Raw genomic sequence first — 13,665 nt, forward strand, 5'->3', positions numbered from 1 at the left:
GGCGTCCACATGTACCTCGGCAACGGCAAAACCCTCACCACCCACCACACCCCCACCTACGGAGCACCCCATGCCTGACACCAGGCACACCATGACCGGTACGGCGGGGCAGGCGCCGGCCACCGGGCGGCTGGCGGACCCGGAGATCGAGGCCCGGCTGGCGCGGGTCGACGAGCTGCTGGCCGGGCTGGAGGAGGCGCCGGGCCCGACCGTGCGCTCCGCCCTGGAGGCGGTGGGGCTGGTCACCGAGGTCTACGGCGAGGCGCTGGCCCGGGTGCTGGACCACGCGGACGGCGAGCTGGCGCGGCTGCTGGCGGAGGACGAGCTGCTGGGGCATCTGCTGGTGCTGCACGCGATCCATCCGGAGTCCGCGGAGCGACGCGCCGCCCGCGCGGTGGAGCGGCTGCGTCCCGTGGTGCGGGAGCGCGGCGGCGACGTGGAGTGGGCCGGGCTGGACGGGCGGGTGGCCCGGGTGCGGCTGACCACGGGCGGCGGCTGCGGCGCGGGGTGCGGGGGCGGGGCCGGGACGGGCGAGGTGACCGAGGCGGTGCGGGCCGCGGTGCTGGCCGCGGCGCCGGAGCTGACGGCGGTGGAGCCGCTGCCGGACGAGGAGCCGGGGCGGGCGGCTCCCGCGTTCGTACCGCTGGAGACGCTGACGCGCCGCGGCTCGCCGGCGGCCCGGGGGACGCGGTGACCGCGGACGGGGCGCTGGCCCGGATCATCCGCTCCTCGGCCGGACGCACGGCGACGGCCCGGGCGGAGGTGTGCGAACTGTGCGCGGCGCCGCTGCCCGAGGACCACCCGCATCTCTACGACACCGGCCGGGCGCAGGTGCGGTGCGCCTGCCGGCCCTGCTCGCTGCTGTTCGACGGGAACGGCGCCGGCGGCGGCCGTCTGCGGCTCGTGCCCCGGCGCCGGGTGCGGCTTCCCCGGGTGGACACGGCCGCCCTCGGGGTGCCGGTCGGCCTGGTGTTCTTCGTACCGCACGACGACGGCACGGTCACCGCGCAGGGACCGAGCCCGGCGGGGGCCATGCGGTGGGAGGTGGACGCCGCCGCCTGGCGGCGGGCGGCGGAGGACTGCCCGCACCTGGCCTCGGTGCGGCCGGAGGTGGAGGCGCTGCTGGTGAACACCGTGCGGGGGCTCGACCACCACTGGATCGTGCCCGTCGACGACTGTCTGCGCATGGTCGCCGTGGTGCGCCGGGAGTGGCGGGGGCTGTCGGGCGGCGGCCGGGTGTGGCCGGCCGTCGAGCAGTTCTTCTCGGAACTGACCGAACGGCGGTGAGCGGATGCACGAGTTGTCGATCGCTGCCGCCATCGTGGACCGGGCCGGCGCACTGGCGCGGGAGGACGGGACGGACACCGTCTCGGCGGTGACCGTGCGGGTGGGCGAGCTGTCCGGCGTCGTGCCCGACGCCCTGGACTTCGCCTTCGAGGTGGCCCGCGAGGGCACCGCCCTGGCCGGCGCCCGGCTGGTCGTCGAGCAGGTCGCCGCACGGGCGTACTGCGCGCCGTGCGCGCGCGAGTTCGCCGTGGGCATGCCGCCGTTCTTCTGGTGCCCGGACTGCGACCGCCCGTCGCGGGAGCTGCGCAGCGGGCGGGAGCTGGAGATCACCGGGATCGAGCCCGGCCCACCACCGCTCTGACGGCCCGTGCGCGTCCGCCGCGGCCGGGCGGTCCGCTCCGGCCGCGGCGGACGCGCCTTCCCGGGTGCGGCCGGAGCATGTAGTCAGCCCGGGGCCCGGCAGCCCGGGGGCCGTTGTGGCGGCGGTGGTGCCGCGGGTGCGTGCGCACCCGCGGCATCACCGTACGGCCGGCCACCGCGTGCGGATCAGCAGATGCGCGGCAGTTGCTCCCCGAGCGGCAGGTCGACGACCCGGGTGCCGCCGAGCGCGGTGGCGACGACGACCATGCCGGGGTGCTCGGCGACGCACTCGCCGATGAGCGCGGCCCCGCCGCCCTGCGGATGGGCGCGCATCGCCGCCAGGACGGCCTCGGCCTCGGAGGGCGGCACGAACGCCACGAGCCGGCCCTCGTTGGCGACGTAGAGGGGGTCCAGGCCGAGGAATCCGCAGGCGTTGACCACCGCGTCCGGGACCGGGACGGCGCGTTCGCGCAGCCGGACGCCGGTGCCGGAGGCGCGGGCGATCTCGTTGAGGGAGGCCGCGAGCCCGCCCCGGGTGGGGTCGCGCAGCACGTGGATGTCCGGGGTGACGGCCAGCATGGCCGCCACCAGGTCGGCCAGCGGCGCGGTGTCGCTGGCGACCTCGACGCCGAACTCCAGGCCCTCCCGGACGCTCATGACGGCCACGCCGTGCAGTCCGATCGGGCCGCTGACGAGGACGGCGTCGCCCGGCCGGGCCCGCTGGGGGCGGATGTCCACCCCTTCGGGCACGAGTCCGACGCCGGCGGTGGTGACGTACACGCCGTCGCCGTGCCCCGCCTCCACCACCTTGGTGTCGCCGGTGGCCACGGTGACGCCGGCCGCCTCGGCCGCCGCGCCCATGGCCCGGGCGATCCGGTCCACGACCGCCAGCTCCACGCCCTCTTCCAGGACGAAGGCGGCCGAGAGGTAGGCGGGCCGGGCGCCGCTCATCGCCAGGTCGTTGACGGTGCCGTTGACCGCCAGGTCGCCGAGGCTGCCGCCGGGGAAGAACAGCGGCCGTACGACGTAGGAGTCGGTGGAGAACGCCAGCCGGGCGCCGCCCAGGTGGAGGACCGCGGAGTCGCCCATGCCGTTGAGGACGGGGTTGCCGTAGGCGGGGGCGAAGACGTCGTGGATGAGTTCGGCGGACAGGGCGCCGCCCCCGCCGTGCCCCATCACCACGACGGGCTGGTCGCGCAGCGGGGCGGGGCAGGTCCAGTTCGCGGGGTCGACGGGTTCGGTGGGGACGGCCGGCCGGGCGGGGGCCTCGGACGCGGCGGAAGCCAGTTCAGCCAACGGGGTTCATCTCCTCCTGCGGAATGCGGGAACCCTGTGCCGGGGTGCCGTTCATCCGGCGGTACAGGTAGTAGGCCGCGCAGGCGCCCTCGTTGGAGACCATGGTGGCGCCCAGCGGGGTGCGCGGGGTGCAGCTGGTGCCGAACGCGGCGCACTCGGTGGGCTTGATCAGGCCCTGCAGGACCTCGCCCGCACGGCACACGGCGGGTTCCTCGGTGCGGATGCCGCCGACGTCGAAGCGGTGCTCGGCGTCGTACTCGCGGAAGGCCTCCGACAGCCGCCAGCCGCTGGCGGGGATGGGCCCGATGCCGCGCCAGGCGCGGTCGGACACCTCGAAGACCTCCTCCAGCATGCGCAGCGCGGCCGGGTTGCCCGCCTCGCGCACGGCGCGCGGGTAGGCGTTCTCCACCCGGTGCTCGCCGCGCTCCAGCTGGTGCACGGCCCGGCGGATGCCCTCCAGGATGTCCAGCGGTTCGAACCCGGTGACCACGATGGGCACCCGGTGCCGTGCGGCCAGGTCGGGGTACTCGGCGGTGCCCATGACGCTGCACACGTGCCCGGCCGCCAGGAAGCCCTGCACCCGGCAGGCCGGCGCCGTCATGATCGCCTCGATGGCCGGGGGCACGCGCACGTGCGAGACCAGGAGGCTGAAGTTGTCCAGGCCGAGGCGGCGGGCCTGGTGCACGGCCATCGCGTTGGCGGGCGCGGTGGTCTCGAAGCCGATGGCGAAGAAGACCACCTGGCGGCCGGGGTGCTGACGGGCGAGCCGCAGCGCGTCGAGCGGCGAGTACACCACCCGTACGTCGCCGCCCTCCCCCTTGACCCGGAACAGGTCCCGGTCGGTGCCGGGCACCCGCAGCATGTCGCCGAAGGAGCAGAAGATCACCTCGGGGCGGGCGGCGATCTCCAGTGCCTTGTCGATGACCTCGAGCGGGGTCACGCAGACCGGGCAGCCCGGACCGTGGATCAACTCGACCTGCTCGGGGAGGAGCTGGTCGATGCCGTGGCGGATGATGGAGTGGGTCTGGCCGCCGCAGACCTCCATCAGCGCCCAGGGCCTGGTGGCCGTCGCGCGGATCTCGTCCAGCAGCCGCCGGGCCAGGGCCGGGTCGTTGAACTCGTCGATGTACTTCATCGGGCCTCACTCCCACTGTGCTCGTGCTCGTGCTCCGCGGCCGCGCGGGCGGGTGGGGCCGCCGTCCCGGCGGTCCCGGCCTGTTCGGCCGCCTGCTGCCAGGCGTCGCCGAACTCCTCCTCCAGCAGCCCCAGTTGCTCGAACAGCTCCAGGGACGCGCGGGCCGACTCCTCGTCCAGTCGCTGCAGGGCGAAGCCGACGTGGACGATCACGTACTCCCCCACCCGGACGTCGGGCAGGTATTCGAGGCACGCCTGCTTCCGCACGCCGCCGAAGTCGACCAGGCCGGTGAGCGGATCGGCGCGGTGGTCGATGGACACGACTTTGCCGGGCACTGCCAGACACATGGGGTCACTCCGTCTCGTCGCTGTCTGCGGGCCGCCGGTCGCCCGGCCCGCCGGTCGTCCCGCCCCGGGGGATGTGCGCCCCGCCCGGGGGAATGTGCTTCCCGCCCTGAGGGGTATGCGTCCCGTCCTGCGGGATGTGCGTCCCGCCCTGCGGGATGTGCGCCGCGACCACGAGCTGGCCGAGGGCCAGCCCGCCGTCGTTCGGGGGGACCTCGCCGTGGCGCAGTACGGTGAAGCCGTCCTTGTCCAGCAGCCCGGCGCACTCCTGCTCCAGCAGGCCGTTGGCGAAGACGCCGCCGCTGAGCACCACCGTGTGCAGGCCGGTGGCCGCGCGGGCGCGCCGGCAGATCTCCGCGACGGCGCGTGCCACGCCCCGGTGGAACCGCGCGGCCATGACCGGCGCCGGGGTGCCGCCGCGCAGGTCGGCGAGGAGGGCCCGCAGCATGGGCGCGGGGTCGCAGCCCAGCGGCCCCGGCCGCGCGCCCGTCCCGGTCGCGCCCGTCCCGGTTCCCGCGGTGCGTCCGGTGAGTCCGAAGGGGTACGCCGCGCCGTCCGCGTCGTGGGCCTCGGCGGCCGCCGCCTCCAGCTCCAGGGCGGCCTGGGCCTCGTATCCCGCGCGGTGGCACACGCCGGTGAGGGAGGAGACGGCGTCGAAGAGCCGGCCCATGCTGGAGGTCGGCACACAGGCCAGTCCTCGCTCCAACTGCCGCCGTAGCACCGAGAGTTCGTCCGGTGTGCAGGCGGCGACGCTGGGCAGCCGGGGGTCCCAGTCCAGGCCGGCGGCCCACAGCCGGGCCAGGGCCAGCCGGCAGGGGTTGGCGACGCCGGCGTCGCCGCCGGGCAGCGGGGCCGGGGTGAGGCGGGCGAAGCGCCGGTGGCCGGCGTAGTCGGCGAGCAGCACCTCGCCGCCCCAGACGGTGCCGTCGTCGCCGTAGCCGGTGCCGTCGAAGGCGACGCCGATCACGGGTGTGGCGCCGTCGAGGCCGTGCTCGGCCATCGCGGAGGCGATGTGCGCGTGGTGGTGCTGGACCAGCACGGGCCGGGGCAGGCCCAGGTGGGCGGCGCGTTCGCGGGCCCGGCGGGCGGAGTGGTAGCCGGGGTGGCGGTCGGCGGCCAGCAGCGCGGGGGTGACACCGGTCAGGCGCAGCAGGTGCCGCTCGGCCCGCCCGGCGGCCTCCAGGGTGGCCAGGTCGCCCATGTCCCCGGTGTGCGGGCCGAACCAGGCCTGGTCGCCGTCGCCCACGCACAGGGCGTTCTTCAGGTCGCCGCCGGCCGCGAGCGCGGGGCGCACGGGCACGGGCAGGCGCAGCGGGCGCGGTACGTGGCCGCGGGAGCGGCGCAGCACCTGCTCGGTGCCGTCGGGCCGGACGCGCAGCAGGGAGTCGTCGCAGGGCGAGGCGATGGGGCGGTCGTGGGCGAGCCAGGCGTCGGCCAGCCCGGCCAGCCGGGTCAGGGCTTCGACGTCGTCGGTGACGATGGGTTCGCCGGAGCGGTTGCCGCTGGTCATCACCAGGACGCGGGGGCCGGGCGGATCGCCGGGCAGGCCGAACAGCAGGGTGTGCACCGGGCTGTAGGGAAGCATCACGCCGACGTGGGGGCTGCCCGGGCAGACCTCGTCGGCGAGGCGGAGGCCGGCCGGGCGCCGGGCCCGGCGCAGCAGCACGATGGGCCGGCGCGGGCCGGTGAGCGCGGCCCGTTCGGCGTCGGTCGGGGCGGCGATCCGCTCCACCGTGGCGAGGTCGGCGCACATCACCGCGAACGCCTTGCCGCCGCGTTCCTTGCGGGCGCGCAGCGTGGCGACGGCGCGGGCGTCGGTGGCGTCGCAGGCGAGGTGGTAGCCGCCGACGCCCTTGACGGCGACGATCCGCCCGGCGGCCAGCAGCGCCCGGGCCGCGGCCAGTGCCTCGCCGTCCCGGGCGGGGCGGGCGCCGCTGCCCTCGGCGGGCACCAGGCGCAGCCGCGGCCCGCAGTCGGGGCAGGCCACGGGCTGGGCGTGGAAGCGCCGGTCGGCGGGGTCGGCGTACTCCCGGGCGCAGGCGGGGCACAGGGGGAAGCCGGCCATGGTGGTGGCCTTGCGGTCGTACGGCATGGCCGTGGCGATGGTGAAGCGGGGGCCGCAGTGGGTGCAGGTGATGAAGGGGTGCCGGTGGCGGCGGTCGGCCGGGTCGGCCAGTTCGCGCAGGCAGTCGGGGCAGGTGGCGGTGTCGGGCGGGAGCTGGGTGCGGCCCGTGGACCGCTCGGTGGCGCGGATGGTGAACGGGCCGTCGGCGCCGGTGGGTTCGAGGTCCTCATGGGCGACGCCGGTGACGGCGGCCAGCGGCGGCGGCCGGCGGACCAGCAGGTCGCAGAACCGGGCGACGTCGTCCGCGGTCCCCTCGACCTCGATGAGCACGCCGCCGGCGGTGTTGCCGACGAAGCCGGCCAGCGCCAGTCCGCCGGCCAGGCGGTGCACGTACGGCCGGAAGCCCACGCCCTGGACCGTGCCCCGCACGGTGAGCCGGCGGCGCACCCGGCCGGCGGCGGGCGCGGTCATGAGGCGGGGGTGGCCGCGGGATGCGGATCTGCGGGGTGCCCGGAGGCCCGGTCGCCCGTCTCCGCGCGGTCGTGGCCGTGGCCGTGGTCGTGGCTGTGGTCGTGCGTGTGGCTGTGACCGTACGGCTCGTCGTGGTCGTGGTCGTGGTCGTGGGGGTGCGGGGCGAGGGGCGGCCGGTGGGGCGGGGCTCCGTCGCGGACGGCGAGCGCGCGGTCCAGGACGGTGTCGACGCCGTCGCCGGTGCGGGCACAGGTCCGCACGATCTCCACCCCCGGGTTGACCCGCGCCACGTTGGCCCGGAAGGCGCCCTCGTCAAAACCGGCCGCCTCGGACAGGTCCGTCTTGGTGACCACGACCAGGTGGGCGGAGCCGAAGGCGGTGGGGTACTTCAGCGGCTTGTCCTCGCCCTCCGTCACCGCCATCAGCACGATCCGCAGGGTCTCGCCGAGGTCGTACGACGCCGGGCAGACGAGGTTGCCGACGTTCTCCACGAACAGCACCGCGGTGCCCGGCGGCAGCCAGCCCTCGAGCCGGGCGCGGACCTGGCGGGCCTCCAGGTGGCACAGCCCGTCGGTGAGCACCTGCTGCACGGGAGCGCCCGAACGGGCCAGGCGGCGGGCGTCGTTCTCGGTCGCCAGGTCCGCGGTGAGCGCGGCCACCGGTACGCCCCGCTCGACGGCGCGGGCCAGGACCCGGCCGAGGAGCTCGGTCTTGCCGCTGCCGGGGCTGGACAGCAGGTTGACCACGCCGGCGCCCTGCCGGGCCAGATCCTCGCGCAGGGCCTGGGCCAGACCGTCGTTCCTGGCGAGGACGGCCTGCTTGACGTCGACGGACCGGCACATGGCGCTGCTCCTCGGGGGTTCGGTGGGCGAGGGACGAAGGAGTCCGTGGTCGGGGACCCGGGAACGAGGACCCGGGACCCGGGGCCCCGAACCGGCCGCCGGCCCCGGAACCCGTCGCCGGCCCTCGGAACCGGTTGTCGGCCCCGGAGCCGGTCGCCGGGTCCCGACCCGGCCGCCGGGTCCGGAACCGATCGCCGGAACCGGTCGCCGGGTCCGATGCCGGGACCGGGTGGTCCTCATCGATCTTCGGGTGCGGCGGCCGTCAGGGGCGGGAGCGCAGCCGTGGGGGGCGGGGCGGATTCCTCCGGGCGGCCCAACGGCGGGCTCGCCGCCGGGTCGGCGAGCAGGACGGGGACCATCGTGTGCAGGGCCGTCGCGGCCCGTGGGACGGCCTCGCGGACCGGGGCGCTCAGTCCCGGCATGATGTCCTCGTCGCCGCGCGGGCGGATCTCGGGCTCGCAGGCCAGGACGAGGACGCGCGGCAGCGGTCCGTCGGCGAGGTGGGCGGCCAGGGCCAGCACCTTGGCCGGGTCCATGCCGTGCGCCTCGGGCGGGGCGGCCGGCGCGTCCGGGCCGCCGGGGGGCTCGGGCTCGATCAGGGACAGGGTGCCGGGCCGGTGGCCGCGCGGGGCCGCGTCGACCAGGACCGCGGTGTCATAACCGTCGAGCAGTTCGTAGGCGAGGTCCAGGCCGCGGATGCCGAAGTCCCGTACGCGCACCCCGGGCGGCAGCGGGTGGGCGCCGAGGGCCTGGATCACCTCGGGGCCGAAGGCGTCGTCGGCGAGGAAGATGTTGCCGATGCCCGCGACCAGCAGCCGGGCCGGTGCCGGCGTCACCGGGTGCCGCCGGCGAGCGGTCCCGCGACCGGGGCGAGCGGGCGTACGCAGGGGCCGGGCACCTTGCGCACGAAGGCCGAGCGCAGCGCGTGGTAGGGCGCGCCGGGGTCGAAGAAGATCTCGTGCATCCGGGCCTGTTCGGCGCGGCGGTACTCGTCGAGCGGCCGTACCGCCTCGTCGCGTGCGCGCGCCGCCGCCTTGGCCTCGATCCGGCGGCCGAGTTCCGGGTCGCCGGCGAGCGCCGCGGCCATGCGCTCGGTCTCGGCGGTGAACTGCGCGGCGGGGACGGGCAGCAGGCGGTCCACGAGGCCGAGGCCGTGCGCGGTCGCGGCGCTGACCGGCAGGGCCTGCTCGGTCAGCCGTTCGGCGGTGTGCGCGCCGGTGCGGCGCGGCAGGGTGTAGGTCCACAGCTCCGAGCCGTACAGGCCCATCCTGCGGTAGTGCGGGTTGAGCACGGCGCCGGTGCGGCACCACACCTCGTCGGCGGCGAGGGCCAGCATCACGCCCCCGGCCGCCGCGTTGCCGCCGAGCGCGGCGACGACCAGCCGGTCGGTGGTGCGCAGCACCGCCTCGACGAGGTCGTTCATGGCGTTGAGGTTGGCCCAGGACTCGGCGGCGGGGTCGGGGGACGCCTCGATGACGTTCAGGTGGATGCCGTTGGAGAAGAAGTCGCGGGCGCCGCCGAGCACGAGCAGCGGGGTGGGGCGGGTGAGCGCGTACCGGTAGGCGGCGAGCAGCCTGCGGCAGTGGTCGGTGCTCATCGCCCCGCCGGGGAAGGAGAAGGTCAGGAAGCCGGTGTCGCCGCGCCGCCGGTAGCGGATGTCGCTCCAGGTGCGTCTGCCGGGCGGGAGTTCGAGTGGGACGGTCGACTCCGGCGGCGCGAGGGGGCCGAGGACGGACGCGGCGGGGCGTTTGAACGGTGCGGGGTCGCCGGAGTTCTTGCGCGGCCTGAGTTCGGGGATCCACACGGCGCCGTCGCGGGTGGCGCGGCAGACGGCTCCGTCGCGTGCGGCGAGCAGTTCGCCGGGGCGTCCGCGCAGCCGGTCCTCGGGGTGCCCGCCGTGCAGGAAGAGCTCCCGGCCGAGGAGTTCGTCGAGGACGCCGGGCTGCGAGTCGGCCGCGCGCAGCTTGCGCAGCACGGTGTCGGTGGTGTCGTTCTCCCAGTCGACGCGCCGCTGTTCCTGGCGCAGGAAGTCGCGCCGGACGACGCGGACGGCCGGGTCGGACTGCGGCCGCGGCTTGAACTCGCCCTGTGCGTAGCGCCGTACGGCCAGCAGCACGGCGGCGACGGCGGCGTCGGAGACCTCGTTGCGGTACAGGTCGCTCTTGCCCACCGGGGCGGTGTCCAAGGGCATGTCGGCCCAGATGTCACCGGCGTCCATGCCCGCCTCGGCCTGGAGGACCGTCACGCCCCAGCGCCGGGCGCCCTCGGTGATGGCCCAGTCCAGGGAGGAGGGGCCGCGGTCCCCCGGCGGTCCGGGGTGCACCACGAGGCAGGTGTGTTCCCGCCACACGTCCTCGGGCAGCGCCGTCTTGAGCATCGGCGCCACGATCAGCTCCGGCCGTGTCTCCGCCACGGCGTCCCGGACAGCGTCGGGTCCGTGGGTGGCGAGGACGACGTCCACCCGGTGCCCACGGTCCGTCAGCTCCGCGTGGACACGCTGGGACAGGCTGTTGAACGCGCTGGCGACGAGCAGGATGTCCATGACACGGCATGGTCGCCGCTCCGGAGGGCGCGACGAAGGACCTTTGCGGCGTTTCGTCCGCTTATGTCCGCACTCTTCCGCCATCCGGAGCGTTTCCGTCGGCCCCTTTGGGCGGTGGGCGCGGATCCACGGATCCCACGGGCGAGCGCGCGTGACACCCCGTCATCTCCGGCGTGTCGCTCGGCTACTTTCCGTTGATATGATGTAACAGTCTGCACATGATCTGGCAGCAGCACAACGACAGGGCCCCCGGCCGCTCCCCGCGCCGCCACGCGCTGCGTGGAGCCCTGCTGGCCGCGGCGACCACCGCCGCACTCACCGGAGGCCCGGCGGCGGCGCCGGGCGGCCACCGCAGCCCGGACTGGGACGTCATCGCGGCCTGCGAGTCCGGCGGCAACTGGAAGGCCAACACCGGCAACGGCTACTACGGCGGGCTGCAGTTCACACAGTCCAGCTGGATCGCCGCCGGCGGCCTGCGCTACGCGCCCCGGGCCGACCTGGCCACGCGCGAGGAGCAGATCGCCGTGGCCCGGCGGCTGGCCGCCCTCCAGGGGATGTCGGCCTGGGGCTGCGCCTGAGAACGCCCCGGCTCAGCACACCACGGACAGCGCGCCCGGCAGCACCCGGGCCGTGACGGGCAGGACGGCGTCGACCTCGCCGTCGGCGCCGTACGGCACGTCCCGGTCGGCCGCGATACGGATCTCCCTGCCGCGCAGCACCACCACCTCCGGCCGCTCGACGTGCGCGCCCGACTTGAGCTCGTTCATCAGGGTGAAGAACAGCCGGCGCGGCGCATGGCGGATCATCACCACGTCGAGCAGCCCGTCGTCCACCCGGGCGCCGGGGGCGATCATGCGGCCGGAGCCGTAGTAGGCCGAGTTGGCGGCCACCACGGTGTAGCCCCGGTGGGTGTGCTCCTCGCCGTCCACGGTCACGCGGAAGGCTGCGGCGCGCCAGGTGGCGACGGCCCGCAGTCCGCCGGCGTAGTACGAGGCGGCGCCGCGCAGCAGCCGGGCCCGGTTGGCGTGCCGGTTGGCGAGCGCGTCCACGCCCGCGTACACGCTGCCGAGCACGACCGTGCGGGGGTGGACCGCCGACTCCACTTCTATGGTGTCCACCGGGCGCGGGTCGTGGTGCAGCAGCACGCGCGCCAGCTCGGACGGCTCCTCGGGCAGCCCGAGCGCACGGGCGAAGTCGTTGCCCCGGCCGGCCGGGACCATCCCGAACAGGGCGCCGGTGCCGCTGAGCGCCCCGCCGATGCCGCCGGCGATACCGTCACCGCCCACCGCGAGGACCACGCGGCCGCGCTCCCCGGCCTGCCGGGCGAGGTCCTGGGCGTGGGCCAGGCTGCGGCTGTACTCCGTCTCCAGTCCGGCGCCGGCCTCCCGCAGCGGCCGGGCCACCCTCAGCAGCGCCGCGGCGCCCGCGGAGCCACCCGCGGTGGGGTTGACGATGGCGGTGAACTGTCGCATCGGTGGGCCTCCGGGGCGGGACGGGGTGGTGGCGGCGGGAACCGCGGGACGGGCGGACGGTGACGGGTGGCGGGGTGCCGGACGCCGGGTGACGTGCACCGGGGGTGGCGGCCGGCGGCGTACAGCGTGCCATGCGGGGTGCGGCGCGGGGACGGGGGTGCCGCGCGGACGCCCTGCGCCACGCGCGGCGGCGGGGTGTGCGGCGGCGGGGTGCGGGTGCCGGTCGGCGGGCGGCGGGCGTCAGTCGGCGGCGTCGTCGGCGGGCAGCAGGACGCCCGGGTTGAGCAGTCCGCCCGGGTCCAGTCGCCGCTTGACGGCCCGCAGGGCCTCGATGCCGAGCGGCCCGGCCTCGCGGACGTACCAGTCCCGGTGGTCGGTGCCCACGCCGTGGTGGTGGCTGATGGTGCCGCCGGCGGCGAGTATCGCCTCGTTGGCGGCCCGTTTCGCGGGCGCCCAGTGCGCCACCGGGTCCTTCCCCTGGGCGGACACCACGGTGAAGTACAGCGAGGCGCCGTTCTCGTACACGTGGGAGATGTGGCACATCACCAGGGGTGGGGTGCCGGCCGCGGTGAGCGTGCCGGTGAGCGCCTCGCGGACGCCGGCGTACAGGGCGGGGACGCGCGACCAGAAGGCGGCGGTCTCCAGGGTCTCGGCGAACGCCCCGGCGTCCAGCAGCGCGTCGCGCAGGTACGGCGCCGAGTAGCGGCCGTGCGCCCACCGCTCGCCCGGCTCCTCCCCCAGGTACGTGCCCCCGCCCTCGCGCAGCACGGCCGCCGCGCGTTCCCTGCGGTGGGCGGTGTCCTCCTCGGTCCCCTCGTACCCGGCGATCGCCTGGCAGCCCGAGTCCTGCGACCCCCCCGGGGACCCGATGGCGTCGGGCTGGGCCAGGCCGATCAGCGTCTCCGTCTCGTCGGACAGGCGCAGCACGGTGGGCCGCGGCCCGTCCTGGGCGAGCCGGCGCAGCGCGGTGGCGCCCTCCTCGAAGGAGCGGAACCGCCAGCCCTCGTACACCCGGCTGCGCGGGAGCGGGCGCAGGCGGACGGTCACCGAGGTGATGACGCCGAAGGCGCCCTCGGAGCCGAGAACGAGCTGGCGCAGGTCCGGCCCCGCCGCCGAGCGCGGGGCGCGTCCCGCCTCCAGGGTGCCCTCGGGGGTGGCGAGCGTGAGGCCGAGGACCATCTCGTCGAAGCGGCCGTAGCCGGCCGACGCCTGCCCGCTGGAGCGGGCGGCGGCGAAACCGCCGATGGTGGCCCACTCGTAGGACTGCGGGAAGTGGCCGAGGGTGAAGCCGTGCGCGGCCAGCAGGGCCTCGGCCCGCGGGGCGCGCAGTCCGGGCTGGAGGGTGGCGGTGCGCGAGACCGGGTCGAGGTCGAGCAGGCCGTCCATGCGGCGCAGGTCCAGGGCGACGAACGGGCGCCGCCGCTGGGGGGCGAGGCCGCCGACGACCGAGGTGCCGCCGCCGAACGGGACGACCGCCAGGCCGTGCGCCGTGCAGGCGCGCAGCACGGCGACCACGTCGTCGTGCGACGCGGGGAGCACCACGGCCGCGGGGACGTCGCTCACGTCACCGCCACGGATCCGCAGCAGGTCGGGCGTGGACTTGCCTCGGGTGTGGCGGATCCGCGGCTCGGCGTCGGTGCGGACGTACGCCTCGTCGCCGACGGCGTGGCACAGGGCCCGCCGTGCGGCGGCGGTCAGCGGTGAGTCGGGCACGGGGATCTCGCCGAGGGCGACCGGGCCGGTGCCGCGGGGTTCGACCCCGAGCAGGTCGCGCAGCAGTCCGACCACCGTGTCGGGCAGCGGTGTGGCCCGCGCCGGGTCGCCCCAGCCGCTCCACAGCATGTCCATGGG

13 protein-coding genes are annotated in these 13,665 nt (G+C 76.3%); 4 read left to right on the forward strand and 9 right to left on the reverse strand.

Annotation, left to right across the window (positions count from 1 at the left end):
• Window positions 1-70 precede the first annotated feature (70 nt).
• The 3 genes from ACI2LW_RS03915 to hypA are packed head-to-tail and all read left to right on the forward strand — an operon-like array spanning window position 71 to window position 1,648.
• Entirely contained in the window at window positions 71-694 is a 624-nt protein-coding gene (locus ACI2LW_RS03915; RefSeq protein WP_404729533.1) for a NifU family protein, read from the forward strand.
• Entirely contained in the window at window positions 691-1,287 is a 597-nt protein-coding gene (locus ACI2LW_RS03920) for a DUF5947 family protein (RefSeq protein WP_404729534.1), read from the forward strand. Before ACI2LW_RS03915 ends, ACI2LW_RS03920 begins: the two co-directional genes overlap by 4 nt.
• Window positions 1,288-1,291: 4 nt before the next feature.
• Window positions 1,292-1,648: a hydrogenase maturation nickel metallochaperone HypA gene (gene hypA, locus ACI2LW_RS03925; protein ID WP_404729535.1), complete on the forward strand. Its 357-nt coding sequence runs from the start codon at window positions 1,292-1,294 to the stop codon at window positions 1,646-1,648.
• A gap of 185 nt (window positions 1,649-1,833) precedes the next feature.
• Here hypA and hypE read toward each other — a convergent pair whose 3' ends face one another.
• The 7 genes from hypE to ACI2LW_RS03960 form a co-directional block, all read right to left on the reverse strand.
• Entirely contained in the window at window positions 1,834-2,823 is a 990-nt protein-coding gene (hypE, locus tag ACI2LW_RS03930; protein ID WP_404729945.1) for a hydrogenase expression/formation protein HypE, read from the reverse strand.
• Between the two features lie 112 nt (window positions 2,824-2,935).
• Window positions 2,936-4,078: a hydrogenase formation protein HypD gene (gene hypD, locus ACI2LW_RS03935; RefSeq protein ID WP_404729536.1), complete on the reverse strand. Its 1,143-nt coding sequence runs from the start codon at window positions 4,076-4,078 to the stop codon at window positions 2,936-2,938.
• On the reverse strand, window positions 4,075-4,425 hold the full coding sequence (locus ACI2LW_RS03940; RefSeq protein WP_404729537.1) for a HypC/HybG/HupF family hydrogenase formation chaperone: 351 nt from the start codon (window positions 4,423-4,425) through the stop codon (window positions 4,075-4,077). The genes hypD and ACI2LW_RS03940 overlap by 4 nt, the downstream gene beginning before the upstream one ends.
• Before the next feature lie 4 nt (window positions 4,426-4,429).
• A complete protein-coding gene (gene hypF, locus ACI2LW_RS03945; RefSeq protein ID WP_404729538.1) occupies window positions 4,430-6,958 on the reverse strand; it encodes a carbamoyltransferase HypF in 2,529 nt (842 codons plus the stop codon).
• Entirely contained in the window at window positions 6,955-7,800 is an 846-nt protein-coding gene (gene hypB / locus ACI2LW_RS03950) for a hydrogenase nickel incorporation protein HypB (protein ID WP_404729539.1), read from the reverse strand. Before hypB ends, hypF begins: the two co-directional genes overlap by 4 nt.
• A 236-nt stretch (window positions 7,801-8,036) precedes the next feature.
• Window positions 8,037-8,636, reverse strand: coding sequence for a hydrogenase maturation protease (locus tag ACI2LW_RS03955; protein WP_404729540.1), 600 nt, complete (start codon window positions 8,634-8,636; stop codon window positions 8,037-8,039).
• The gene (locus tag ACI2LW_RS03960; protein ID WP_404729541.1) at window positions 8,633-10,342 is read right to left on the reverse strand and encodes an enoyl-CoA hydratase-related protein; all 1,710 of its coding nucleotides are present in this window, start codon (window positions 10,340-10,342) and stop codon (window positions 8,633-8,635) included. The genes ACI2LW_RS03955 and ACI2LW_RS03960 overlap by 4 nt, the downstream gene beginning before the upstream one ends.
• A gap of 218 nt (window positions 10,343-10,560) precedes the next feature.
• On the opposite strand from ACI2LW_RS03960, the gene ACI2LW_RS03965 reads away from it, so the two are divergent.
• Window positions 10,561-10,920, forward strand: a complete 360-nt coding sequence (locus tag ACI2LW_RS03965) for a transglycosylase family protein (protein WP_404729542.1) — start codon at window positions 10,561-10,563, stop codon at window positions 10,918-10,920.
• Window positions 10,921-10,932: 12 nt separating this feature from the next.
• Here ACI2LW_RS03965 and ACI2LW_RS03970 read toward each other — a convergent pair whose 3' ends face one another.
• Window positions 10,933-11,814, reverse strand: coding sequence for a YegS/Rv2252/BmrU family lipid kinase (locus tag ACI2LW_RS03970; RefSeq protein ID WP_404729543.1), 882 nt, complete (start codon window positions 11,812-11,814; stop codon window positions 10,933-10,935).
• A gap of 240 nt (window positions 11,815-12,054) precedes the next feature.
• Window positions 12,055-13,662 carry an FAD-binding oxidoreductase gene (locus tag ACI2LW_RS03975; protein ID WP_404729544.1) on the reverse strand — a complete coding sequence of 536 codons (1,608 nt, stop codon included), beginning with the start codon at window positions 13,660-13,662 and terminating at the stop codon, window positions 12,055-12,057.
• Window positions 13,663-13,665 lie beyond the last annotated feature (3 nt).

The sequence above is a fragment of the Streptomyces sp. NPDC004065 genome (genome assembly GCF_044903565.1).
Classification (GTDB): Bacteria; Actinomycetota; Actinomycetes; order Streptomycetales; family Streptomycetaceae; genus Streptomyces.

What these genes read in the sequence shown, in the direction of transcription:
- ACI2LW_RS03915 (WP_404729533.1), top strand. Translation starts at nt 71, where the DNA reads ATGCCTGACACCAGGCACACCATGACCGGTACGGCGGGGCAGGCGCCG.
- hypD (WP_404729536.1), bottom strand. Translation starts at nt 4,078, where the DNA reads ATGAAGTACATCGACGAGTTCAACGACCCGGCCCTGGCCCGGCGGCTG.
- ACI2LW_RS03940 (WP_404729537.1), bottom strand. Translation starts at nt 4,425, where the DNA reads ATGTGTCTGGCAGTGCCCGGCAAAGTCGTGTCCATCGACCACCGCGCC.
- hypE (WP_404729945.1), bottom strand. Translation starts at nt 2,823, where the DNA reads ATGGGGCACGGCGGGGGCGGCGCCCTGTCCGCCGAACTCATCCACGAC.
- hypF (WP_404729538.1), bottom strand. Translation starts at nt 6,958, where the DNA reads ATGACCGCGCCCGCCGCCGGCCGGGTGCGCCGCCGGCTCACCGTGCGG.
- ACI2LW_RS03960 (WP_404729541.1), bottom strand. Translation starts at nt 10,342, where the DNA reads ATGGACATCCTGCTCGTCGCCAGCGCGTTCAACAGCCTGTCCCAGCGT.
- ACI2LW_RS03965 (WP_404729542.1), top strand. Translation starts at nt 10,561, where the DNA reads ATGATCTGGCAGCAGCACAACGACAGGGCCCCCGGCCGCTCCCCGCGC.
- hypA (WP_404729535.1), top strand. Translation starts at nt 1,292, where the DNA reads ATGCACGAGTTGTCGATCGCTGCCGCCATCGTGGACCGGGCCGGCGCA.
- hypB (WP_404729539.1), bottom strand. Translation starts at nt 7,800, where the DNA reads ATGTGCCGGTCCGTCGACGTCAAGCAGGCCGTCCTCGCCAGGAACGAC.
- ACI2LW_RS03975 (WP_404729544.1), bottom strand. Translation starts at nt 13,662, where the DNA reads ATGGACATGCTGTGGAGCGGCTGGGGCGACCCGGCGCGGGCCACACCG.
- ACI2LW_RS03970 (WP_404729543.1), bottom strand. Translation starts at nt 11,814, where the DNA reads ATGCGACAGTTCACCGCCATCGTCAACCCCACCGCGGGTGGCTCCGCG.